Below are 23,917 nucleotides of genomic sequence, written 5' to 3'. Positions count from 1 at the left end.
TAACACAAGTATTGCCAGTGAACAGCTACACCCTTTTAAAGAAATGTTATTGACTACCTACTTGAGAGGCATCGCCACACTACTAAAGAAATCTCTCTCCTTAGAGAAGGAAAACGCTAAAGATGTAACTTTGCCCATAACCCTATCACGATCAACCAAACCCCAATATCTCGAATCCAAGCTATCGTTGCGATGATCTCCCATGACAAAGTACTTACCTTCTGGGATCTCAATAGTCTTCCCAATGTATGGCAATTTCTTATTACCACTAAGCTTGAACTGATGTTCCCTGCCATCAATGACTTCCCTACCCAGGATGTCCGAACCCACCCCACTTTCCAGGCGATACTCAAGCTGAGCCCCATTAACAAACACATTCACCCCTTCAATACGTAAGCTATCACCAGGGACGCCTATTACACGCTTCACATATAGTTGATCAGTGTGAGGTGGCAAAAAGGTAATAACATCTCCCCTAGAAGGGTTCCCCCATTGTGCAACCTGCTTATTAAAGAAAAATAAAGTTGGCCCATAGCTCGTCTTATCTACCCACAAAAAGTCACCAGGATGAATAGTAGGCTCCATAGACCCACTTGGTACTGGAGACCAATCGGCATACGCTGACTTGAAAAAGTACATAAGAAATAGAAACAATATTGCACCGCGGTTGTTTCTTACCGCACCCTTAAAACTAAACCTGCTCATTCCCTAAACTCCTTTCCCAGGGCAACGCACCACTTAAAACTGATCACTCAGAAATAACAGAACCTCTGAAAACTAAAAAATCAGCCTTTAGCTTTCATTAGGTGGGACATTATCCTTATCAGAACGTTCGAAAAGGATTACCCTATTTGCAGCACATCCGTACTAAAAAAGGGAGCCATAAATATCAAAGGGTACTCGTATTACACAGCGTTTATAAACTCGGATAAAGCTCCAAAATTTTTTCCCTTAGCCATCGATGAGCTGGGTTTGTTGTCTGCGACTTATGCCAGGTGAGCTGAAGTACTACCTTTGGAAATGCCATTGGCAGTTTGAGCATACGTATGGGAAGCTCTTTATAATAGCTTGAAATCATCATTCTTGCTGGTACAACGCCAATTAAATCGGTTGTGCAAACCACATAGGGGAAAGACGAGAGGTGCGGGACTCGTAAACAAATATTACGCTGTAACTTTCTGGGCCTGGCTAGCCTTTCCATTGGAGAGCCCATAGGGTTTCCTCTTAATAGGGATACTTGTGGCAGCGATTGGAATTTTTTTTCACTGATTGTCTCACCCACATTTTTATTATGTTTGCTGACAATAATCACAAGCTCTTCTTCTGCGATAGGCTGGTTAACATAGCTGGGGGAATTGACAGGTAGGTAGTCAATAATTAGGTCTACTTCCCCATTACTCACCATTCTGGCTGTCATTTCTGACTCATCGGGGAGTACAGTAAGCCTTATGCCGGGTGCAAATTCTCGAAGCCATTTGCAGAAGCCGGGGATCATCAGAGTTTCCACCACATCGGGCATAACGATGGAGAATTCCTGCTCTGCTTTCCGGTAATCAAAAGACATTTGCTGGAAGCCTGAACGGACGGTGTTGAGTGCCTGGTGAATAGAGGGGTGCAGTACCAGTGCGCGTTCAGTGGGGCGCAATCCCTTAGCGGTCCGTATAAAAAGCTCATCTTCATAAGTAGCTCTCAACCGCTTGAGGGCAGCACTGACGGCCGGTTGGCTCATATGCAGTTTCACTGCGGCTCTGGTCAGGTTTCGTTCAATCATAAGTGCTTCAAAAACGGGAAGCAGATTTAAATCCAGTGATCTAAGATGCGTAGACATTATCAACCTGATGAATAATGCATTTAATAATTATTTATTAGACGATACATAATGTCCCTAATTATATTTATCGTCAACAGCATGAAAAACCGTAAATACTATAAAAAGTCAGGTGAAATATGTCGAACATGCATGATACGGCGGCTTTCAGAGAGCAATATAGAGCCTATGCCCATAGCCACTATAGCGGCTGGTTCCATTTAGGGAGTATTCTACTGATCAGCCTAATCGGTGCTACTTACTGTATTTTTCAGATAAGTGAGCTGAGGGCGCATGAACTGCTAATAATTCCACTGGGAATTCTTGCTTACAACGCTGTAGAGTATGCCGCCCATCGCTGGTCTGGGCATAATAAGTTGAGATTTACCAAACTGTTTTACAAGAGGCATACTGGCGATCACCACAGTTTCTTTTCTGCACCTTTGCTGTCTTTTGAATCAACTCGTGATTGGCGTATAGTACTGTTTCCAATCTATCTAACAGCTGTTATCACTTTTTTTCTGGCACCACTTTGTGTTTTTTTTCTATCCTGGGTGGCTTCAGGTAATATGGGATATATCACAGCGGCAACCATGATATTAAATCACCTGGCTTATGAGCTAATGCATATCGGCTATCACCAACCCAAGAGTCACTGGTTTCATAAAGTGCCTGTGTTTCGTGAGTTAGCCCATTTACACAGAATTCATCATCACCGTAAACTAATGAAAGTTTATAATTTCAATTTAACTTTTCCGCTATTCGACCTTTTATTAGGCACTTTCTATTGGGAGCCGCAGGATTCCTTTGACGACTTTCGCGACTGATAGTTTGTAGATTACTTGTACCTTATTACGCACTAGGTTCTGCCTTTGATCTTGATCTTCTTCCTGTAATCTTACCAGCATTAACTCTCGGACAATTGGCACTGGCGCATTACCAAAACTTAGAAACTCCTCATGGAAGGCCTTGAGATCAAACTTTTTCCCAGGACAACGCACCACTAAAACTGATTACTCTATTTACAGCACATCCGTACCAAACAAAAGGGAGCCATAAATACCAAAAGGACAATCGCATTATACAGCGTTGACTTGGCCGGCATTCTTATACCAGCCAAGAAATTCAACAATAAATTCTGAGAAACTAAGAGCTGTGATAATTAAGCATTGAGTTGCTCCTACACTGGACAGAACACCTCACCAAAAGGTGTTCCGCCTTGTAGGCTTATACAGCAATAGAGAGACCATAGAAGCTCGTACCACTATGTATAGGCAACATTCACATCAAAGCGATTGGTAATAAACTCGGAAAGTTGCTTAACTGAACAATTTGACTGCTTGATCGTAAACTCTTCTGCAATTTTTCGCGGATACTTAACCTTCATCCTTTGATCTTTTTCTGAACTATATTGAAACGTTATTTTCTCTACCTTATCAAGGTCTATAGTCTTCTTTATAAAGACTCCGGTATAAACCGTTAGTGTATTCCCATTAATTTCTGCAAGTGGAAGTAATCGTATCAAAGAAAGGTATATATAAACGATAACACCTAAAGAACCTAAAATCACAAAAGTCCAAAAGGTAAGATCTGACTCACCGCTCTCGGCTGAAGAGCCAAACATGCGCGTAAAGATAAGAGCAACTAGTAATGCAATACCTATAACACCAAGATTGACAGTTAAGATTTTTTTGGCAGACTCACGTGAACTGAGTCCATTTCTATAAATTTTTTCCATACATCCCTCTCAAATCATTCCGTTACTTACTAAAGGCATCCACCAATTATACATGCCCAAAACCGGTATCAGTAGTGGCAGCCACCCCCAAAAAATACCAACAGAACGAATGAAGCTGCCAACCAGCAAAGTAAGGGCTTAAGAGGGAACTTCTATTTCCCGGAGGGTCCTATTAACAGCATCAGTTTTATCCAATAAGGACAACATCTTATAATCAGATACATCCCCTTTCTCCAAGCCCTTCTCTCGAACTTCAAGTGGAGCTGACCGCTTCAAAGGCGCAGGGATATCCAGATATTCAATATCCCGTCTTTGCATAGATTCTAAACAATCAACATCAGGACTAACGCTCTGCTCAATATCAGCAAAGGGATCACTCAGTGGCATTGCCGCAGGAACTGCCGGGCTAGCAAAGCTGATCTTCCTTTGCAGCATTTCAGCCTCTGACTGGATGGATGCTATCCGCTGCTCCATAATTGACTCAAATTGAGAAAACCTTTCTTTTTGATGGGTAATCTCTAACTGTAGGACTTTAATTTCCTTTTTGTGGATCAGATTGGAAATCATCCAGGATAACGCAACCCCGCCACTTAGTAACGCAAAATAAATACTTACAATATATTCCCAGTTATTAACAACACTCTTGCCTATAAATGTTATTAACTCTTCATCTGTCACGTATAGCACTCCATTTCTACACAACTCTTTATCAAGCAAATACAGCTAAGGGCCTTTAGCTCCACTCCCCCCTTGAGAGATTAAGTTTACAGCGGTAGTTGACTCAACCCTGCAGTTCGGCACCTAAATCCATTAGCCATTTACTCTTATCACCTTATCAATATGGGGCCTTGCCGATAAAATTTCTTTTACTAACTTGTATTGGCTCCGCCACTGATCTGATTCTTTAAAAAATACCACTCCCGGCATATGAGCCTCACTCTCGCAAAAATCGGAAGCGTCAACTGAGTCTTCACATTGATGGAGCTTACGAAGGTAGGCAAGAAGTCTCTCAGTTGAAAGCTGCTCAAGTTCCTCTAAGCTAAGCAGCTTAACATATCTAGGCATCATTCATCGCCCCCACACCCGCTCTATTGATCATTCCTTAACAAAATAAGCAAGAGTGCAAGAAACATAAAAATTAAAACTCTTCTGATGTCCGTCGAAATCAATCGTACGCCTGATAGACCAACTGATCAACTGAGAACTCGTGGAGCCGGCTTGCAAAGCAATCAAAATGCTTCGATCATGCTACTACGAACACAATAAATAGAGGGGCTTTGGTGGTATACTCATAACTCTGGCCCATCCCAAAATCATTGAAATTTTCGTGTGCAGACATAGTTTTGCAGGAAAGGTATTCAGCCGCAGGCTTGCTTTATGAGTAAGACATATCAATCGGATGCTTTAACATCCAAAGGCTAACTTGTGCGACCAACCTAGCACGATAACAGCCTGCCCCTCAGAAACATAAAGTAGTCTAGGGCCTATATGTAACGAATGAAATTTGCCTCCTCATGATCTCTAAGCGCCAACTCTAAACTTCCCAATCCATTACTAATGGCATAATCAATAGCAAGTATTGCCATTTAGCATATAAAACCATTTAACTTTATGTAATTTATCTGCTAGCCAATCTTTCAGTACGTATTAGATAAGCCCGCCTATAGACCGCATAACCACCCCAAGCAGCACCTGTTGAAGCAATACAGAAAACCATATAAAAATCAGATAAGATTTGAAATCTTACAAGAAAGCCGACTGCAGCAAGCATACATAGAGCTACTAACGCAGCCCATTTCATTTTCCTAGTAATTACTGCATAACCTCTATAAACAGATGAATGATATAGCCCAAAAATTACAGAAACGGCAACACAAAAAACCAACCCCTCAACATCGAGATTGGGGCTAGCCAAAATCAGGAACGGAAAAAGGCACCCTGAAGCTGATATAATTTTGTCTCCTTGAAAGCCAGCCTCATCCCAAAAAATACTATAAATATGATTCGGATCTCCTTCTGACTCGGTTGACATCTTTACCCACAATGGAATCAAGAAAATGACTCCAAGCAGCCCCAAGATAAGAAGAACAAATAAAACCATCCCAAAAAAAATAGCAGTCATCACTTAATTCACTCACAACACCTCAACCACCCTTTACAGAGAAGTAGCACAATACGGCATAAACTATCAGGCTACAAATGTAAAGTGTATTGATCTTCAAGAGGGTTCTATGTGAAGCCTCCACTCAGGTGAAAAAATTGAGTAACTATAATCCTCTGAGTATTCACTAATATAGCTGTAACCTGGGCCACGCCCAGCTAGCTTGACCAGAAACCGCTGAAAGCTAGCAAGGATGCCAGCACTTCCGTACACCCTTAAAATATTCCGGCTATTCCAATCATCCATTGAAAAGTAATCGTTAGCTTTGTTCTGAAGAGCCGTGAAAAGCTCCTCTTTTGTCTCATCACAAATAATCTCGATTGATATTTCTGACTCAGATATCACTAGCACTGACTCATTTTCCCCAATGGCTTTTCCAACAGCATCAGCGAACAGCAAGTAATCTTCTGACTTCGCACTTAAGACAAGATCATCAATCAATCCATTTGACCGAAACATTTGCCTTACTTCTATCTTCACTATTTTTTACCTAACTCGCTAACATACCCAATACTTTCACTTCAATGTCAGTTTTTTCTGTTAAAGCTTAACGAATTACCACTTCAGCTGCCTAACTTTTATGCATCTTCAAAAACTCGTAGGGCCTTCTCACCCAGCCAAACTACGGTACCTACCATTAAGCAGCTCATGCCGCCACCCAGCACTGAGGTAACTAATGCGCTAACACCCTGCACCTGCTCACCGTTTGCAGTGACAGTTCCAAAGCCAAAAAAACCAAGAACTCCGAGAACCAACCATAATAACCCGATACTGCAACAGCATGCTAAAAAGCAACGTTTAAACGTAAATTGATTCCGGCTTTCCTCAATCGCTCCTTGCCGGGGAATTGATCCTGACAGCCCTGCAATCCTATTATTCAGCTCTTGGACTTCCATCTTTTTCTTAGAAAGTTCAGCTTTCAGATTACCATGCCTTTCTGGATATTTTCCCTGGTCCATTCCATCAATGGCTTCTTGTAACTCTTGAATAGTGTAATTTTCAATTTTTCTCATACTAAATACGGTAGCAACCATAACACTCTATATGAGGGTGGCCGGGGTTTTGGATATATTACAATCGACCCGAAAGATACCCTCTAAATCATAAACATTGCACATCGACTCTCCAAATAGCTCTTTACAGCATTTCCAGCCCCCTACTTAACAACACATACATTCCTTGAAAAAAACTGGAAGCATAAATCTAGCTTTAGGAAAAACAGGATGCTCACACGAACTACACATAAAACCGACCTCAGGCGCTTACAAAAAACCAACCGCCCCGACTATCTCAACGCAGCATCCCAAATTGATTTAAAGATCAGGCACTCAAGATGTAACTTTTCTTAGCGAATTCGCAACTAGTACATCGCTAAATCATACTGCAACAATAAATATCCGTACAAATCTACGAAATAGCTACTCTTAAATAAAACAATTAGAGCAACACCCAAAACTGGCAACAAAGGCACCAAAATGGCACTTAGTCGACTGAACGGTGCCACCTCTAAATATGCAAGACCACTGACTTTTGGGTTAACCCGAGCGTCAACAATATCTCCTGGCCGGTATTTTTTGGTAAGGTAAGATTCATATTCCAAACTCGGAAACAGGTCATAACCTCGCAAAACTGGCATTTCGGATTTATACTCTCTTCCTCTAAATTTATAATTGAAGGCAATTATTGCTTCAGTTACCTTTTTTCCATTGGAATCCAATTGATTCAGCAATCGGGAGTGAGTGATCTCTCCAACTACCACAGGCCAATTGCCGAATGTTTTGCGCATCCTCAGATATACAATCGTCTGGAAAAACCCAAATAAAATCATAACCGCAGGAATAAGTAATTGTATAGCTTTAAAGATCATTAATTTATGCTCCTAATATCGTGAGCAGCGGCGGTCTATTCTGGAAACTTTATGCGTGCCAATTGCATTGAATCTACAATGCAAAACATATATTTGACATCCTACAACAAGGCTCACAACCGATACATTATCAATCACGGCCCTCCCAAATTGGGAAGCCGAATTACATTTGAGAAATTGTTGACTTTTGCGGAAGATAATCAACCACCAGCGATCAAACTCACGCTGCACCATTAGCCTGAGCACTCAAAATGCTCTACCCTGTTATAATCCGGACTTGCCTCTATCCTTCTTGCGAAGTTCTATTAACTCCTCCAATCTCATCAACTTCCTTTCATTCCTTTCCACGAAGTACTCTATTAACCTTAAATTATCTTTTTGCCACGCATCCATATGCAGCTGTGTTGCTTTCATCGTCACTTCATTTATACGATCTAGCTTTTTAAAAACTGGCCTTTGATTAATCTCCCTTAACTCCAGCAACTCTTCAAAAGTGAGCATTGAAACAATATTATTAACCAGTAATTCCTCAAGCTCCTTGGGGTCGAACTTAAATACATTGGAAGACACCACATCCATGTACAACTGTTCTTCCATGGCAACAATTTCCGGCGACACTTCACTAACCCCATAGAGAGGCTCATATAACTTTATAAAGTCCTCTCTTTGTTCATCGAAGAGTTCTTTGAGGTCTGCAGATTCTTTTTTGGCGACATCATCGATAAATATTTCTCGAGCCAAATCTTCACTTGATTGAGAAAAACCTACCCCCGGTATACACAGGCAGAATAGAAATATATTCTTAATAACTTTATTCATTTGACATTTAACTTAAAACTTCGACCACGTACTTTTCAATAACCGCACCCACCGATAGAATTATATGGGCATTCAGATATCATCACGCCCTACAGCTCAAATCTATTAAAGCCTCAGAAATTTGAGGCTTTAATAAATAGAAGATATTGACGATAGAGTCACAGGATAAATAGATAACAACGTCTAGACATCTATCCACTTCCCCCACCTTAGAAAACCTGCAAACTTCATTGAAAATCAATGAGTTAGCTAATTTCAAAACAGTGCAACCAGATGAAGCTGGTTTTGACTTTAGACATCTTGGGAGGATTAGGCTAAAAACCAAGCTTTATGTCAACTTATAAAAATAAGAGATGCGGCAGGAGCTGGCGCTTACAGCTAAAGTTTGGCGGATTAACTAGGAAATAGTTTTTCTAATAAGATAATTTATAAAAAAATAATCTAGTGCTGACTAAAGAGTGGTTAAGTGGGAATGCGTCACCTAATTTCAACGAGCAGATTTCTGCTCGTTGAAACATGCATAAATAATCAAGTCTAATGAGTCAGTTTCCGGATTCAAAAAGAACGCCCCAAAATCCGCTTGGCAGCATCCATCGCAAAATCCTTATAGTCCGCCTCTACTTGCGCCATCTCCAACTCATATTTGAACTGTTCTTTACGCGGCAACTCTTTCCAGTCTTTGAGAATTGGGATATGACTGGTTTTCTCTGCGATGGTGTAAAAGGCCACAAACTCTTCACGCACTTTATCTTCTACCTGAAGTGCATCCAAAAGAACGCGAATACGAATCGACGCTTCGGTAAGCCCGACTCCATCATCCAATAGCGTGCGAGCAATAATCTGAATACTGTCATTTACTCTTTGTCGCTGATCCTCTGCGGCCTGTTCTAACTCAGCTAGCTGCGCGGCCTGCTTCTTCTGTGCAATCGATAATTTGCGCAGATAGTAGCCAGCTACAATCGCCAGGGAGAAGATAACTAAAGCCGCAACAATCAGCAGCCAAGTAGGAAACACAGTCATTAAATATACACCTTAAGTAACGCCAGCCCGATGCTGGCCGAAATAACAGAGAGCACTGTACTAAGACCAACAATATTGGCCGCCAATTGGCTATTACCACCCATGGTATGAGCCATCACAAAGGCCGATATAGCGCAAGGCGAGCCAGTGATCAGCATTAAATAGCCCAAATAGGTCGGACTCATACCCAGGGCCCAACCAATCAGCACTGAGAGTATTGGTACTCCTAATAACTTGAGCACTGAGGAGGTCAGCGCTGTTGGCGAGCTACGCAGTAGCTGGCCTAGCTTCATACTCGCACCAATGCAAATCAGCCCCATTGGTAAACTTGCAGAGCCCAGTATTTTAACGGTATCAAGCACCATTTGTGGCACTTTGATATCCAGCACCCGGCACAAAATTGCCAGGAATACCCCGATGATTAATGGGTTCTTTGCCAACTCCTTCAGCAACAAGCCCAGGCTGAATTTCTTCTCTTCGTTGTAAAAAACAAAAAGTATTACGGCGAACACATTGAACTGAATCGTCAACGCTGCAACAAGCACTGCCGAGTGAGAAACGCCCGACTCACCAAACGCCTTCTCAACCCAGGCGAGCCCCACAATGGCAACGTTTCCACGAAATGCCCCCTGGATAAACGCACTGCGATCCTTAACAGTAATGGGCCGAGCCATCAGCCAAGATATGGGGATTATCGCGAAAGTACCCAAAATTCCCGCTGTTAAAAGGGGAATCTCTTCTGAGGGTTTTGCATTCGATGAATAAATACTATCGAACAACAGTGCAGGCAGCATCACGTTGAAAACCAGCACCGTTGCGTCGTCGATAAAGGATTTATGCAACATGCCCTGCCTGGTAAGCAAGTATCCACCGATAATCATCAAAAAGATCGGGCCTGTAACTAGCAGAGCAAAGGAAATATTTTCCATAGGGAATTAGTCTTCCGCAGCAACTCCCTCTTCCTGAGGAAGCGCCATTTGTCCTGAATCCTCAGCCCTGTCACGGAGCTGGGCGGATATTTGTTTACGGGTTTTAGCACCAAGCTTACGCAGACTATCAATACGCTTCACCGCATTACCACGCCCTGTTGCCAGTCGCTTGTAGGTCTGCTGGTAGGCGTCATCCGCTTGGCGTAAGCGGTCACCAAGAACGTCCAGTGACTCCAGCACCATAGCAAACTGATCGTGCAGCTTGCCGGCTTCGTCAGCGATTTTTTCCGCGTTCTTGTTTTGTTTCTCGTAGCGCCAGATATTCTCGACGGTGCGCAGGGTCGCCATCAGGCTGGTGGGGCTCACCAGGACAATTTGCTTCTCATAAGCGAAACGGAACAGGTCCGGGTCCGCCTGCATCGCCAACATATACGCAGCCTCAATAGGCACGAAAATAAAGACGAAATCCAGGGTGCGCACACCCTCCAGCTGCTCGTAGGCTTTCTTGTTAAGGCCGGTGATATGGGCGCGTAGGGAATTCACATGCTGTTTCAGGGCTTGGGTGCGCTCCTCATCGGTTTCCGCCGAGCTGTAGCGCTCGTAGTCCACCAGGGAGACCTTGGAATCGATAATCAGGTCTTTGTTTTCCGGCAGGCGCACAATCACATCCGGCTGGCGCCTGCGGCCATCGCTCGTCAGGGTTACCTGGGTTTCGTACTCGCGACCCTTCTGCAAGCCGGACTCCTCCAGCAAGCGCTCCAGCACTACTTCACCCCAGTTACCCTGGATCTTGCGATCTCCTTTCAGGGCCGAAGTCAGGTTCAGGGCCTCATCACTGATGCGCTGGGTTTGCTCGCGCAACGCTTTAATCTGCCCAAGCAGACTGTTGCGCTCGGCATTTTCGCGATCGTAGACATGCTCTACTCGCTTGCGGAAATCCCCCAGCTGACGCTCCAACGGATCGAGACTTTTGCGCAAACTGTCCTCACTGCGGCGCACGAAGCTCTGCTGCTTCTCTTCAAAAATCCGGTTGGCCAGATTCTCGAACTGCTCACCCATGGCAATACGCATTTGCTCCATCAGCTTGCGCTGCTCCGCCAGAGCCGCCTCCCCTTTTTCTACCAACACCTGGCTTCGCGTGAGCTGTTGCAACTTGTCCGCCAACTCGGTACGCAGGGATTCCACCTCAACCCCAAGTTGGGACTCCCGCTCGCGGCTGCTTTCGATACGCGCCTGAGCCACCTGCAAAGCGGCTTCGCTCTGCAGTAAAGCGCGGCGGCTACTGGCTCGCGCCAACCAAAACACCAAACCCAACAGAAACAAGATGGCAACAGCCGCCATCACCGCGTGATCGGCATTCAATTGCAGCGGGAACGCTGGCATAGAGTGGTACTCCCAGACCTGGAAAGAGATGGATAAATCAGGATTTTGCCAGGGGCCTCGCCCACTAGCCTGCCCGGGAAATAGCCCAGGCGAAGGCGCCATTCTACCAGCTTGCCTCTGGAAAGTACCCCGCGCCAGCCCGGCCGATAACCTCAGTATCAAGGGATAGGTTTGCGCCCGAGAAGACCCAGCGGGAATTTTTACGGGGTTTTAGGTATTCTTGGAGGATTGGTTTCGATGTTGGTACTCCAGAACGCATGCACAAACACAGCGCCCACCCAGATAGCCCTGCCCCCAGCGCCCTGATCTTTGATTCCGGCGTGGGCGCCGTCAGCATTGCGCGGGAGATCCGCCGCCTGATGCCGGGCCTGACCTTACACCTGGGTGTGGACAACGGCTTTTATCCCTACGGCAATAAAAGCGAAGAGGAGCTACGCCCGCGGATCGTCCAGCAGGCTCAGGCCATGATGCAGCACTGCGGGGCCGATATTTTAGTGGTGGGCTGTAACACCGCCAGCACCCTGGCCTTGCCCCAACTTCGCGAATCCCTGAAGAAACCCGTAGTCGGCGTTGTGCCCGCGGTGAAACCCGCCGCTGCCGCCAGCCGTTCCCGCACTATTGCCCTAATTGCCACCGAAGGCACCGTCAATCGCCGCTACACCCGCGAGCTTATTGAGCAATTTGCCAACGGCAACCGGGTAATTAATGTGCCCGCACCGGAGTTGGTGCATCTGGCGGAAAGCAAACTGCGCGGCGAAGCTATCACCGCGGAGGATTTGGAGCCGGTATTACACCGCGTATTCCACACCGCCGGTGGCGACCAAGTGGATATTGCCGTATTAGCCTGCACTCACTTTCCCCTGCTGCGGGAAGAACTGGACCAGTTCGCCCCACGCTCAATCCAATGGCTGGATTCCGGTGAAGCCATCGCCCGGCGCGTGCGCTGGTGGCTGGAAGAACTTGAGCTGATGCTGCCGGATGCCCCAAACACTGGCCGCCTGATCACCAGCACTGTGGATTTAACCGGCAATATAGAACGGGCCTTCCGCGAGTTTGCTCCAGTTGCCGAACCCCTCGAACCCAACACCTAAGATCGCCAAAATGATGAGAACTGCGCACTTGGGTTGACAGCTCCGTCACAAACCGCGACCGTTCCCCGAATAACAAGCCCTAACCGGTACCCGAATTCATGCTGAAGCCGGCATTTCCCGCTCTCGAAATATTTGCGCAGCTGCCCCCTGGCGGACTGCTGCTCACCCCCAACAACCGCTTGCGCAACCGCTGCCAACAAGTGTTTGCCGCGCAGCAGTCGCCCGGTGCCTGCTGGATGCCGCCGCCGGTGGAATCCTTGCGCAGCTGGCTGGACAAGCTCTGGTTCCAACTGCAACAGCGCAACTGGCAGCCCGCCTTGCAACAGGTATTGAATCGCGAGCAACGGCAATTACTCTGGCAGCGCGCCCTGGATGAATCCCTGGACCGGCAACTGCTCAACAGCCAGCAGTTGTGCCGGGATGCCGATAGCGCCCTGGCGCAGCTACTCCAATGGCAGCTGATTTCCGATCTCTCGCAAATAGATGAAGCGCTAACTCCCCTACTGGAACAGTTCGCACTCTCTATGCGCAGCGACGAACTGCCGCTGTGCGCCATGATCAAGGCCTTTGCCACGGAGCTTCAGGCCCACAGCGCCATCACGCCAGACCAGCGCGATCAATTGATCCTGCGCGCATTCCAGGAAGGCGTTCTGGAACCCGTCGCGCAAATTGATACCGCCGGCTTTGCCCAGATTTCGCCCCTCGCCAATGCCCTGATTCACGCAGGTGCCGCAGCTGTAAATGAAAGGCCGGGACTCACCCAGCAGAGTGAACTATCCGTATCCGCCTGCGCCGATTTGGATGAAGAGCTCTACCAAGCAGCTCTTTGGGCCGGACAAAAGCTCGCCGAAAACCCCGGCCACAGCGTTGGCATAGTGGTGAATAATCTGGGCCAGTGCCGCGCTCAGGTGGAAGCGATATTTTCCCGCGTGCTCGAACCCCAATACCTGGACCCGCAGCAACCGCGCTACACACTGCCGTTTAACTTCTCCGCCGGTACGCCCCTGGCACAGACACCGGTCGGCAGCGCCGCCCTACAATTGCTATCGCTACTGCAAGACGAATGGGATTACCCCCAATTGCAAAATATCCTGTTCAGCCCCTTCTGGGGTGACGACAGTGAAACCTGGCTACGCAGTGCCCTGTTCCGCCGCTTACAAAAACTGGAACTGCGACGCATCGACGGCGCAACCCTGCGCTACTGGGCCGAGCGCAGCGCAGAAGACCTCCACTTGGAATCACCGCAACTGCCCCGCCAGCTGGAACAAATGGCCGAACGCGCCCGGCGCTGGCAGCGAGCGCCCGCTGAAATTTGGGCCGCGCGTTTTTCCGAAACACTGACAGCATTAAATTGGCCCGGCAACCGCAACCCGGACAGCCAGGAATACCAGCAGCTGATGCAGTGGGAATCCATCCTGGAGGAGTTCGCCGCACTCAGTGCCTGCGGTGGCAACCTTACTCTCACCCAGGCCCTGCAATTGCTGCGTCAAATTGCCAGCCGCACCCCCTTCCAGGCGGAAACCCGCGATGGCCCCCTGCAAATTCTCGGGGTACTGGAAGCCGGCGGCCTTGCCTTCGATCACCTGCGACTGGTCGGCTTCGGCCAACAGCAATGGCCGCCGGCACCGGCACCCAATCCGCTGCTGCCAATACAATGGCAAAAACACTGGAAGATGCCCCGCGCCAGCGCCGAGCGGGAATTGGAACTGGCCCGCGAACTCACCGCCGACCTGCAGAATGCCAGCGGCGATATCGTCGTGAGTTACACCTGTGAAGAAGACGGTGTGCAGCAGGGACTGAGCAGCTTGTTTGACAGCCCACAACAAGCCCAGCACATTGCCGAAGGCGCCCTGCACAATCACTACAGCCAACTGGCGCAAGCCTGTCAGCTGGAAAAAATCGAAGACAAAAAGCTACCGTCACTCACCCCCGCCGAATGCGAACGGGTGCGCGGCGGTGCCTCGGTGCTCAAGGCCCAGGCCCTCTCCCCATTAAATGCGCAGTTGCGCTTCCGCCTCGGCGCCAGCAATTTTACCCAACCGGATATCGGCCTCGGCCCCGCCGAGCGCGGCAATGTGGTGCACCAGGTGCTAGCGGAATTCTGGCAACAGTGCGGCACCCTCGCACAACTGCAAGCTATGGACGACGAGCAACGCCAAGCGCAAATCGAACGCGCGGTGGAGCGCTCCCTCGGCAGTGTGCGCAAAAAATACAATCACCTGCCGATCGGATTTTGGGCCATGGAAAAGCAGCGCCTGGAGCGCCTGCTGCAACAATGGCTATCCGTCGAACTGGACAGGCCCAATTTCTCCGTAGAAAAAGTCGAATGGGAACAAGCCGTCGAAATCGGCGGGCTGCACTTTAACCTGCGCCTGGACCGATTGGACCAACTCGCCAGCGGCGAACAATTGGTAATCGATTACAAAACTGGCGTCCCCAGTATTCGCGACTGGCTTACCCAGCGTATCCGCGAACCCCAGCTGCCGCTCTACGCCCTATTCCAACCGGACGCCCACGCCATCGCCTTCGGCCAGGTGCGCAACGGCGACTGCAAATGGAATGGCTGCGGAGATCTGGAGCACCCCATCACCGGCATTAAAGCCGTGGGCGATACTGAAAAAGAATCCCCTTACGGCACCTGGAGCAATCTGGTGGAGCACTGGCGCTACAGCCTGGAATCCCTCGCCACCGAATATCGCAGTGGTGTAGCCACCCTCGCCTTTGATCGCTCCACCGATAACAACAGTGAACTCTGGCCCCTAAACCGCTGGCCGGAAAGGGAGCAAATAACCGAATGAACGAAGTCGTGACCACTCCCGCCCTGCGCCGACCCATCGATGCCGACGCCCGTAGCCAAGCCCTGGATATCAGTCGTAGTTTTGCCGTGTCCGCCCCGGCGGGCTCCGGTAAAACCGGCCTGCTCACCCAGCGCGTATTAAAGTTGCTCGCCGCCTGCCAGCAGCCGGAAGAAGTGTTGGCCATTACCTTCACTCGCAAAGCCGCCGGTGAAATGCGCGAGCGCCTGATCGACGCCCTGCACAGCGCCCGCGACCAAGCCCGGCCAGACAACCCCCACGATGCCATCACCTGGGATTTGGCCCGCGCCCTGCTGGAACGGGATCGCGAACTGGAATGGGAACTGCTGCAAACGCCCCAGCGCCTGCGTATTCAAACCATCGACGGCCTCTGCCGCAGCCTCGCCAGCCAACTGCCGATCGAAAGCGGCCTGGGCGCACCGGGTGAACCCCTGGAGCGCACCCAAATTGCCTTCGAACTGGCCGTAGTGAACCTGCTCAAACACCTCGATGGCGAAACCCCAGACTCAGACCTACAGCAACTACTGCTCCACCTGGACAACGACCTGGGCCAGCTCAATAAACTGCTGCGAATTTTGTTGGACAAGCGCGAGCAATGGCTCGGCCCACTTTTGAGTGTCAACTTTGACGGCGCCCAGGACTATTTCCATTTTGTTATCGACGAACTGGTGGCAGAAAAGCTGCAAGACCTCTCCACAGCCCTCGGCAGTTACGCCGGGGAACTGCTGGAGCTGGCCAGTTATGCCGGCAGCAATTTACAAAAGGAAAACCCCAGCCACGGCCTCTGCCTCTTCGCCGAACTGGACGATTTCCCCAGCACGGACAGCAGCGGCCTGCCCGCCTGGCTCGCCCTCGGCAGCCTGCTCCTCACCACCACAGGTGATCTGCGCAAAGGCGGCGGCATCAATAAAAAACTCGGTTTTGGCTTGCCGGATAAAAAAGATCCCGAGCGCCCCATCGCCGAAGAATACAAGCAGCGCATGAAAGACCTGCTGGCAGAACTAGCCGGCAACGAACCGCTGCTCTCCGCACTGCGGGAAGTGGGCAAGCTCCCCAGCGGACTGCAACAGAGCCAGTGGCAACTGCTGCAAGGGCTCGCCCAGGTACTGCCCAAATTGGTCGCAGAATTAAAGTTGGTTTTCCAGCAGCTGGGCGCCACCGACTATACGGAAGTGGCCCAGGCCGCACTGATCGCCCTGGGCGATAGCGATAACCCCACAGACCTGGCCCTGAAGCTGGACCTGCAAACCCAACATATTCTGGTGGACGAGTTCCAGGACACCTCCCACACCCAGCTACAACTGCTGGAAAAACTCACTGCCGGCTGGCAGCAGGGAGACGGCCGCACCTTATTTATTGTCGGTGACGGCATGCAATCCTGTTACGGCTTCCGCAATGCCAACGTGGGTATTTTCCTGGATGCGCGCGAACGCGGTATCGGTGAAGTACCCCTGGAAGCCCTCGACCTACAAGTAAATTTCCGCTCCGAAAGTGCGGTGGTGAACTGGGTCAACGAGACTTTCCAGAGAGCCTTTCCGCAAGCAGACAATATCGGGCGCGGCGCCGTGCGCTATCTGCAATCCGAAGCTTTTAAAGGCAGCAAATGGGCCGAGCCCTCGGTCAATTTTTACGGCTGCATCGATGACGAAGACCGCAACCGCGAAGCCACTCAAGCGGTTGAACTGGTGCAGCAATTACAAGCGCAAGATCCGGAGAGCCGCATCGCTATTCTGGTGCGCAAGAAAAAACATCTACAAAAGATTTTGCCGGCCCTAAGTACTGCCAATGTCGCCTTCCAGGCCCCAGAGCTGGCGCCGCTCGCCAGTAAAATGGTGGTGTTGGATTTACTCAGTCTCACCCGCGCCCTACTCGACCCCAGCGACCGAATCAGCTGGCTGGCCGTACTCCGCGCCCCCTGGTGCGGACTGCAACTGCCAGACCTTTACACCCTGGCCAACTGGGGCAATGGGGATATCACCGTAACCGATACCAGCGCACGCCCACTATTAATGGCCTTGCAGGAAGTAGACGATATCGCCCTGCTCAGCGATGAAGGGCGCACACGCCTGGCCCAAGTGGCTCCCAAACTGCTGCTCGCCTGGCAACAGCGCGGCCGCAAACCCCTGCGCACCTGGATTGAAGGCCTTTGGCTGGAACTGGGCGGCCCCGCCACCGTAGCGCAAAAATCTGACTTAAATAATGTGCAGGATTTTCTGCAATTATTAGAAGCCTTCGATACCGGTGGCGCCATTACCGACTGGCAACAGTTCACCTTGGCCCTGGAACAGCTCTACGCCCGCCCCGCCCAGGATGCCAAAGTGCAGGTGATGACCATTCACAAATCCAAAGGGCTGGAGTTCGAACACGTATTGATCCCAGGCCTGGACCAAGGCGGCAAACCCGGCAGCGACCAACTGCTGCGCTGGAGCGAATGGCTCAACCGGGAAGGCGAAAGCCGCTTCTTGCTCGCCCCCAAAAATGCGCGCGGCGGCCGCGACCCGGTATTTGAATACCTGAAACACGACAACAGCGAGCGCGAACGCCTGGAAGGCACCCGCCTATTGTATGTAGGCTGCACCCGTGCCATCCGCTCGCTCCATCTTTTAGCCTGCATCAACCGGGATGATAAAAAGGGCCACCTAAAAGCCCCCGGCAGCGCCGCCCTACTCGCCGGTATCTGGCCCAGTGTTTTGCACCACCAGGAAAGCGACTGGTGTCACTGGCTGGAAGCAGAAGAAGCCCTGCTAAACCAGGAAGAAGCCAGCAGAGATCACGACTACCTGTTACGCCTGCCCAACCAATGGCAACCCCAAGCCATGCCCCGGCAGGAATGGCTGGCCCAATACCGCATGCCAGACTACCAACCCAAAACAGAGGAAGAAGACAATATTCCCGAACTGGGCCAGGTAGCCTTGCGCTGGCTCAAACACGCCGGCACCGTAGCCCACGAAACCCTCGCCACCATTGCCGAGACCAATATCAACGACTGGACGCCCAGCAAACTGGAAGCTCAACGCCCCCTATGGGAACTGCGCCTAAAACAATTGGGGCTATCCGCCACCAACCTGGACCGCGCCGCCGAGAAAGTGGAAATCGCCGTACGCAACAGCCTCAACTGCCCCACCGGCCGTTGGCTATTGGATGGCTCACTAAGGGAATCTGCCTGCGAACTGGAACTCCACAGCGGCGGCCGACAATTAAGACGCTCCATTGTGGACCGCACCTTTATCGATAACGAAGGCACCCGCTGGATTGTCGACTACAAAACCGCAGAGCCCAGTGGTGAGGAAAGCCAGGAAGAGTTTATTGCGGCTCAGCTGGAGCAGTACCGGAATCAGCTGGAGAATTACCGCAAGCTCTTTTATGCGCGGGGGGAGCGGAATATTCGGTGTGCGCTGTATTTTCCGTTGATGCAGAGGTTGGTGGAGTTGGGTTAGGAAGAGCCTGACTCAGTAAAAGAGCCCATCTCTAAATCTTAAAAATATGGAGAAGGATTTCCCAAATGAGATCCGCTCATGGTGTCGGGACCAGCAACTAGAAGCTACCGGCCACCCAATTATATTTAAGTATTTGATTTTAGTGAATGATCGTACATCTTCCCTTTTTAATGCATTCGCTAACAGCCTTGTATTTTTTGTATTCCTCTCGCCCGTCTTCGAATACTACTCTTACCTTTTCATTTCGGCCATATTTTCTTTCTGATCGAATGAATTGAGGAATAGGTTGTTTAATCAAAGCTTGTTCGGCTTCTTTTCTGACAAACTTGACGTCATTGCTGTCTATACCTACTGGGTTTGTCTTTGTTACTTCTATGTGTTCAGCAATTTCTTTGATGATTTTTGCTTGTTCAAGCAAATTAGCTTCATCCTGAGTTGACCGCATTCTCAGATACAGAATTGTAAAGAACTTTATTTTGTTTGATTTTGAAGCAAGACCTTCATTATCAATTATTAAGTCACAATAACCTATAGCTTTTTGATAATCACCCTGAGACATACAGCCGGAAATTATTCTTTCAAAAATCCTTATATCAACCACATCACTTACATTAATGTAGTTTTGAAAACCTTTTAGATATGATTCTTGTGAGCTAATATTACTCTCATCAATAAATGAAAGGTATTTATTACAACTGAAGGTTAGCTCGGGGGTTGAATACTCTTTAGGAGCATTTACGGCTTTTTGAAGTAAGTAGGCCGATTCCTTTTTTTCAGAGCTTGTTATATTCAATAACGCCATTTCAAATAAAGCATTCGAGAATGAAGATTTGTCATATAAGCAATACTCTTTGATCAACTCTAAAATGCTATCGACTTCACCTATTCTGCCCTGCTCAAACAGAACCTCTATTAACGAAGCAATCTTTGAGTGAGTTAATTCAATACCTGTTTTCAACCCTTCTGCATCTAGATATATCTTTCCTGATGCCAACGATTCTTTAATGGTTTCCAGGTAGTCATTAATGATCTTTGGTTGCAAAGAAATTGCGGAAATCAAAGGGGTTACTTTATTGGAATGTTCAGCCGATTTTGCGGACTTTAAGTAATTGTCAACCGCCAGCTCTTTGTTTTTTGCTTCATTAAAAATAGCTAAGTTGTAGTATGCTCCAGAAAGGGCAGGGTTCTTTACATGCGCCCCTTTCTCATGCATATCTATAATCATTTCATTCAACTCTATCGCTTCTTGTTTTCCCTCACCCCCACCAGATCGAACCAAGATTGCAGCCTTATTAAGTAAGGCTTCGTAATAAAACGGATTATTTTCATCATTTATGATTTTATTGAATAGAACTAAAGCATCTTCATCTTCATCTAATTTGTAGTAAGACATGCCTAGAGTATAAAGCTGGTCCATATGCAAATCACGAAACCCACCCTTATCAAAAATATAGCCCCGATATAATTCAATTACCTTTCTGTAGTTTCCAGTATAGAAATAACAAAGGCCTAATTTATAGTTCACGGACATCGCTTCTGATGCATCTAGATCCTGCTGCTTAGAAAAATATTGATATATCTCTAAAGCATCCTCATACTTTCTAGCTGTAAAGAGTTCTTCAGCCCTGCTTATTGATAAGTTGCTTGTCTTTTCTAAATCCGACAGCCAGCCTTCATCCAAACTTACTTCAATGACTCTATTTTTTATTCTAACATTGCCGAATTCGTAATCAGAACTGAGTATTCCAGCTAGATATAATCTACTTTTAACTCGATCAGATAAAACATCTGATTTTTCATAAATGATTGCAATTACTGCTTCTCGTAACTCTTTATCTGATTCTACTAATGCACGGATATGATCTACAGGTGGACGGTCAAATTTTGTTAGATATAAATCTTTAACTGTTTGATCTACATGACTCTCAGTGATATCTGTACCACTGACAGATATATCTTCGAGGAAGGAGCATATCTCCCAAGTTAACCTTGGATTTCCGTTGCACCAGTGAAAGATCCGCTGCCTTATACATTCCGGCCAACTTAGATCGGCTTTTCTTATAAAATTTTCAAACTCAGAGTAACTGAAATCACCAAGGAGAATCTTTTGCCCAATATTAAATGGTGAAATTGATTTATCTTTAATTATCTCACTGGGTTCAGCTACACCAGAGATTATATAACTAAGTCTTTCATACTCTTTAAAATTAATCCTCTCGAAGTAAATACTTCTGACATGGGCAAATATTTTGTCAGAATAGTCCGCAGTGGTAAGAGAATCGATTTCATCAAGGTTTATGATTAACTTACCGTTAATCATTTTCAAAATCTTTCTTATCTCTCTGGAGTGTTCTCTATGTGCAGCAACATTCTTCGACTCTCGATCTGAGTAAATCTCTTCAATGACTTGATCAAGTTTATCTGAGTTTGTTTCCAGAATGGTATCAATAATACTTCTAAAACACTCCCTATCCGAATCGTATCGGTTTGACAAGTCAATATACGCAAAGATATCCTCAGCTGTTTCCAGCTTCCTTTTTGCATTGATCAGGAGATTGGTTTTACCCATTTGTCGTGCGACAAGTATATAACCTGGGCGCCCCATATCATGAATAATCTCATGAAGCTGTTTATCTGCAATACGATCAACATATAGGCTCTCAGGAATAATTGTGTTCGGCACTAGCTTTTTCATTGGTTAACCTCCTTTATGCCTTCGATAGCTGATCACGGCAATAAATCTTCATTTTTCGCGGCACGCCCTGAAAGTCAGATAGGGGTTTCGCGCGCATAATTTCTATACCTGTATCTGTTTCAATTAGTTGAGCCAACTTTGTCATGTCATCATCATTCCATGTTGGCCATACATAGATTTTCAGCTTCTCGCTTACCTTTTTCATTTCAGGTTCGAGCTTGGTATTAGGGCAATATATAGAGGAAAGAACTATCCTGAAATTTGCAGAATCATTTACACTCATGATAATCGCATAGATAAAATTAGAAAAGTGAAGGAACATTTTCTCATTGTTGATAGGAATTTCTTCGATAAATAGGTAAAAAGGTTTTTCCGACTGCTTTTTGATGAGATTGGATATTCTTTTTACACACTCCTTATCGGAAAGCTGAGGAATGTCTTGTTCATCATCATTCAGCAAAGTAAGGTAAATCTCATTTAAAAGCTCGTTGAACGATGCGCCTATGCAGGCCCCTAGGGAGATGTAAAATGGCTTTATATTTCGTTTGTCCAAGCTGCGGGTGATTGATGCTGTTTTACCAACTCCCGACTCTCCACATACCCAGATGCTGTAATTGCCTAATAGGCTGTCCAATTCGCTATCAACTGTTCTGACAATGAAAAAGTCTTCATATTCTGGGGAGTAACGATCAAACAGAGATGGCCGATCAAAGGAGGACTGTCCCGCTTGTTTGATGAAATCTTTTCTAGTTAAAAAGTCGAGTAATATTTCATGTGACTGACACGACAAAGTCTCTGGTTTAACGATTGATGAATGATCAGAATTTGCAATTAATGTTCTAGCGCCAAAGTATCTGGCAGCAGATTCTTTTTGAACAACTCTTGCACTTAAAAAAGGTATCTTAAATGGAGCTTTGTTTTCATAAGCTTCCATACCAGCAATTGCTAATTTGCCTGCATCTAACAATCCAAAGAAACGACCATCTAAATCTTCGAGAATAGAGCTGCCCCATTGCAGCTCTTGAGCTAGTTTATGATTAAAAAAACTAAAAACTGCTCCCAGTCGGCTAGATAATTTAGAACCAAATGAAGGGGAGGCATAGAGACATAACCCAATTTTCTTTTCGGTAAAATTATCGCTCCAAGCTTCTAGAATATATCGAGCTAAGATTCCCCCTGTACTGTGGGTGACAAAAACGAGATTTTCCTTCTGAATTGGGGGCGGATTACTATACGCATCCGTGCGCAAAAGCTGATTAAACACTTCTTGGGCACAATCTTTAACTCCATAATCATTTGAGGTTAAAGTTGTATAAAAATCAGCCATAAATATGCTTGGAGAGCCAAACCGAGGATCTTCAGCAATCAGTTGGGGCCAATATATTCCCCTTGGCGAGGTCCAACACTTCTTCGAGTCTGAGTTCAACCCATGAACGAAAATAAATACTGTGTTGGAATGGTTAAGCTGATACCAAGAACTCAAATTTTTATCCTTATCTTTTGTATTACCAACAAGACACCTTGTCGTCCATTTTTAATTCGAGCAATCCTGGACACACACCAATTAAAAAGTATAACCCGCCAACCCTATCGGCTAAAGCGTTAACCAGCTCCAAATAGGGGAGCACAATGAGCAACCAAGGAAACCAGCTTTCTAACACAGAAGCTCAGAGAAATATAGGCGCGTAAATTTTCTTATCAGAATATATTAAGTTTTATTCAGTGTCACAGCTGAGTAAAATTGACAGATATCTATCAGTATGGCGGGTTGGTATCAAGAAAATTTCTACGGTCGCCCCCCTCTAACAAAGATCCCAAATTTCTGAAACATCCACACCATCAACAAGAGAACCACAACGTGAATTAAGAGTAGAGAGAAGGCGCTGACCCAAAGTGCTGCAACACCGAGGGCCAGCTAACCAAATTGATAAAGAACCTATCAAGATGGCTGTATGCATACTACGCTAGAAACCCGCTCGTCTTCAATAAAGTGGAGCACAATCAGCAGCTTGGAGCGACTACCCAAGCTCTGGGAGCCTAGCGCCCGCCTTTTCCTATTCTGCGCCCACCGCCCCCGCGCCCCACCCTACTCTTCCACCAAGTATCACTTACCAAGCTTTTCCACCAAGGAATGCCCACCCACAGCTTGAGTAT

General features: G+C 47.3%; 18 protein-coding genes. 4 read left to right on the top strand and 14 right to left on the bottom strand.

Translation table 11 applies throughout. The features are described 5' to 3' along the window. Positions 1–57 precede the first annotated feature (57 nt). Positions 58–705 (bottom strand): signal peptidase I, encoded by a 648-nt coding sequence (gene lepB, locus ACJJI1_RS18185; protein ID WP_444897118.1) that lies wholly within the window; start codon positions 703–705, stop codon positions 58–60. A gap of 211 nt (positions 706–916) precedes the next feature. Continuing rightward, on the bottom strand, positions 917–1,771 hold the full coding sequence (locus ACJJI1_RS18180; RefSeq protein ID WP_444957521.1) for a LysR family transcriptional regulator: 855 nt from the start codon (positions 1,769–1,771) through the stop codon (positions 917–919). A 176-nt stretch (positions 1,772–1,947) separates the two neighbouring features. Between ACJJI1_RS18180 and ACJJI1_RS18175 the strand changes: the two genes are divergently transcribed. Further along, positions 1,948–2,634, top strand: a complete 687-nt coding sequence (locus ACJJI1_RS18175; protein ID WP_444957520.1) for a sterol desaturase family protein — start codon at positions 1,948–1,950, stop codon at positions 2,632–2,634. 437 nt (positions 2,635–3,071) lie between these two features. Here the strand turns inward: ACJJI1_RS18175 and ACJJI1_RS18170 are convergent, their stop codons facing one another. The 10 genes from ACJJI1_RS18170 to ACJJI1_RS18125 all read right to left on the bottom strand — a co-directional run bounded on the left by ACJJI1_RS18170 (position 3,072) and on the right by ACJJI1_RS18125 (position 11,826). Next, complete coding sequence (locus ACJJI1_RS18170) at positions 3,072–3,545, bottom strand: hypothetical protein (RefSeq protein WP_444957519.1); 474 nt, start codon at positions 3,543–3,545, stop codon at positions 3,072–3,074. A 138-nt stretch (positions 3,546–3,683) separates the two neighbouring features. Further along, positions 3,684–4,223: a hypothetical protein gene (locus tag ACJJI1_RS18165; RefSeq protein ID WP_444957518.1), complete on the bottom strand. Its 540-nt coding sequence runs from the start codon at positions 4,221–4,223 to the stop codon at positions 3,684–3,686. Between the two features lie 940 nt (positions 4,224–5,163). Further along, on the bottom strand, positions 5,164–5,670 hold the full coding sequence (locus tag ACJJI1_RS18160) for a hypothetical protein (protein ID WP_444941898.1): 507 nt from the start codon (positions 5,668–5,670) through the stop codon (positions 5,164–5,166). A 93-nt stretch (positions 5,671–5,763) separates the two neighbouring features. Beyond that, on the bottom strand, positions 5,764–6,186 hold the full coding sequence (locus ACJJI1_RS18155; RefSeq protein WP_444897113.1) for a hypothetical protein: 423 nt from the start codon (positions 6,184–6,186) through the stop codon (positions 5,764–5,766). Positions 6,187–6,284: 98 nt separating this feature from the next. Beyond that, complete coding sequence (locus ACJJI1_RS18150; protein WP_444897112.1) at positions 6,285–6,740, bottom strand: hypothetical protein; 456 nt, start codon at positions 6,738–6,740, stop codon at positions 6,285–6,287. 326 nt (positions 6,741–7,066) lie between these two features. Then, entirely contained in the window at positions 7,067–7,573 is a 507-nt protein-coding gene (locus ACJJI1_RS18145) for a DUF3592 domain-containing protein (protein WP_444957517.1), read from the bottom strand. 264 nt (positions 7,574–7,837) lie between these two features. Further along, complete coding sequence (locus ACJJI1_RS18140; RefSeq protein WP_444957516.1) at positions 7,838–8,392, bottom strand: hypothetical protein; 555 nt, start codon at positions 8,390–8,392, stop codon at positions 7,838–7,840. A gap of 555 nt (positions 8,393–8,947) precedes the next feature. Continuing rightward, positions 8,948–9,412: a DUF2489 domain-containing protein gene (locus tag ACJJI1_RS18135; RefSeq protein WP_413665600.1), complete on the bottom strand. Its 465-nt coding sequence runs from the start codon at positions 9,410–9,412 to the stop codon at positions 8,948–8,950. Then, positions 9,412–10,341 carry an AEC family transporter gene (locus ACJJI1_RS18130; protein WP_413665599.1) on the bottom strand — a complete coding sequence of 310 codons (930 nt, stop codon included), beginning with the start codon at positions 10,339–10,341 and terminating at the stop codon, positions 9,412–9,414. Before ACJJI1_RS18130 ends, ACJJI1_RS18135 begins: the two co-directional genes overlap by 1 nt. Positions 10,342–10,347: 6 nt before the next feature. Next, positions 10,348–11,826: a DNA recombination protein RmuC gene (locus tag ACJJI1_RS18125; protein ID WP_444957515.1), complete on the bottom strand. Its 1,479-nt coding sequence runs from the start codon at positions 11,824–11,826 to the stop codon at positions 10,348–10,350. Between the two features lie 155 nt (positions 11,827–11,981). Here ACJJI1_RS18125 and murI point away from each other — a divergent pair, with 155 nt between their 5' ends. From murI to ACJJI1_RS18110, 3 genes are all read left to right on the top strand, one after another. Beyond that, positions 11,982–12,815: a glutamate racemase gene (gene murI, locus ACJJI1_RS18120; RefSeq protein WP_444957514.1), complete on the top strand. Its 834-nt coding sequence runs from the start codon at positions 11,982–11,984 to the stop codon at positions 12,813–12,815. A gap of 98 nt (positions 12,816–12,913) precedes the next feature. Further along, on the top strand, positions 12,914–15,613 hold the full coding sequence (locus tag ACJJI1_RS18115; RefSeq protein ID WP_444957513.1) for a PD-(D/E)XK nuclease family protein: 2,700 nt from the start codon (positions 12,914–12,916) through the stop codon (positions 15,611–15,613). Beyond that, positions 15,610–19,068, top strand: coding sequence for a UvrD-helicase domain-containing protein (locus ACJJI1_RS18110; RefSeq protein ID WP_444957512.1), 3,459 nt, complete (start codon positions 15,610–15,612; stop codon positions 19,066–19,068). The genes ACJJI1_RS18115 and ACJJI1_RS18110 overlap by 4 nt, the downstream gene beginning before the upstream one ends. Positions 19,069–19,207: 139 nt before the next feature. Here ACJJI1_RS18110 and ACJJI1_RS18105 read toward each other — a convergent pair whose 3' ends face one another. Beyond that, complete coding sequence (locus ACJJI1_RS18105; protein ID WP_444957511.1) at positions 19,208–21,763, bottom strand: AAA-like domain-containing protein; 2,556 nt, start codon at positions 21,761–21,763, stop codon at positions 19,208–19,210. A 13-nt stretch (positions 21,764–21,776) separates the two neighbouring features. Beyond that, the gene (locus ACJJI1_RS18100; protein ID WP_444957510.1) at positions 21,777–23,090 is read right to left on the bottom strand and encodes a lipase family protein; all 1,314 of its coding nucleotides are present in this window, start codon (positions 23,088–23,090) and stop codon (positions 21,777–21,779) included. Positions 23,091–23,917: the final 827 nt, after the last annotated feature.

This window comes from Microbulbifer maximicatervae (SeqCode), from assembly GCF_052467065.1.
This window is presented reverse-complemented; position numbering and strand designations above follow the sequence as displayed.

Coding starts and splice junctions, on each gene's coding strand:
- ACJJI1_RS18145 (WP_444957517.1), bottom strand. CDS start 7,573: ATGATCTTTAAAGCTATACAATTACTTATTCCTGCGGTTATGATTTTA.
- ACJJI1_RS18130 (WP_413665599.1), bottom strand. CDS start 10,341: ATGGAAAATATTTCCTTTGCTCTGCTAGTTACAGGCCCGATCTTTTTG.
- ACJJI1_RS18170 (WP_444957519.1), bottom strand. CDS start 3,545: ATGGAAAAAATTTATAGAAATGGACTCAGTTCACGTGAGTCTGCCAAA.
- ACJJI1_RS18105 (WP_444957511.1), bottom strand. CDS start 21,763: ATGAAAAAGCTAGTGCCGAACACAATTATTCCTGAGAGCCTATATGTT.
- lepB (WP_444897118.1), bottom strand. CDS start 705: ATGAGCAGGTTTAGTTTTAAGGGTGCGGTAAGAAACAACCGCGGTGCA.
- ACJJI1_RS18125 (WP_444957515.1), bottom strand. CDS start 11,826: ATGGCGCCTTCGCCTGGGCTATTTCCCGGGCAGGCTAGTGGGCGAGGC.
- ACJJI1_RS18150 (WP_444897112.1), bottom strand. CDS start 6,740: ATGGTTGCTACCGTATTTAGTATGAGAAAAATTGAAAATTACACTATT.
- ACJJI1_RS18180 (WP_444957521.1), bottom strand. CDS start 1,771: ATGATTGAACGAAACCTGACCAGAGCCGCAGTGAAACTGCATATGAGC.
- ACJJI1_RS18135 (WP_413665600.1), bottom strand. CDS start 9,412: ATGACTGTGTTTCCTACTTGGCTGCTGATTGTTGCGGCTTTAGTTATC.
- murI (WP_444957514.1), top strand. CDS start 11,982: ATGCACAAACACAGCGCCCACCCAGATAGCCCTGCCCCCAGCGCCCTG.
- ACJJI1_RS18100 (WP_444957510.1), bottom strand. CDS start 23,090: ATGGCTGATTTTTATACAACTTTAACCTCAAATGATTATGGAGTTAAA.
- ACJJI1_RS18175 (WP_444957520.1), top strand. CDS start 1,948: ATGTCGAACATGCATGATACGGCGGCTTTCAGAGAGCAATATAGAGCC.
- ACJJI1_RS18140 (WP_444957516.1), bottom strand. CDS start 8,392: ATGAATAAAGTTATTAAGAATATATTTCTATTCTGCCTGTGTATACCG.
- ACJJI1_RS18110 (WP_444957512.1), top strand. CDS start 15,610: ATGAACGAAGTCGTGACCACTCCCGCCCTGCGCCGACCCATCGATGCC.
- ACJJI1_RS18115 (WP_444957513.1), top strand. CDS start 12,914: ATGCTGAAGCCGGCATTTCCCGCTCTCGAAATATTTGCGCAGCTGCCC.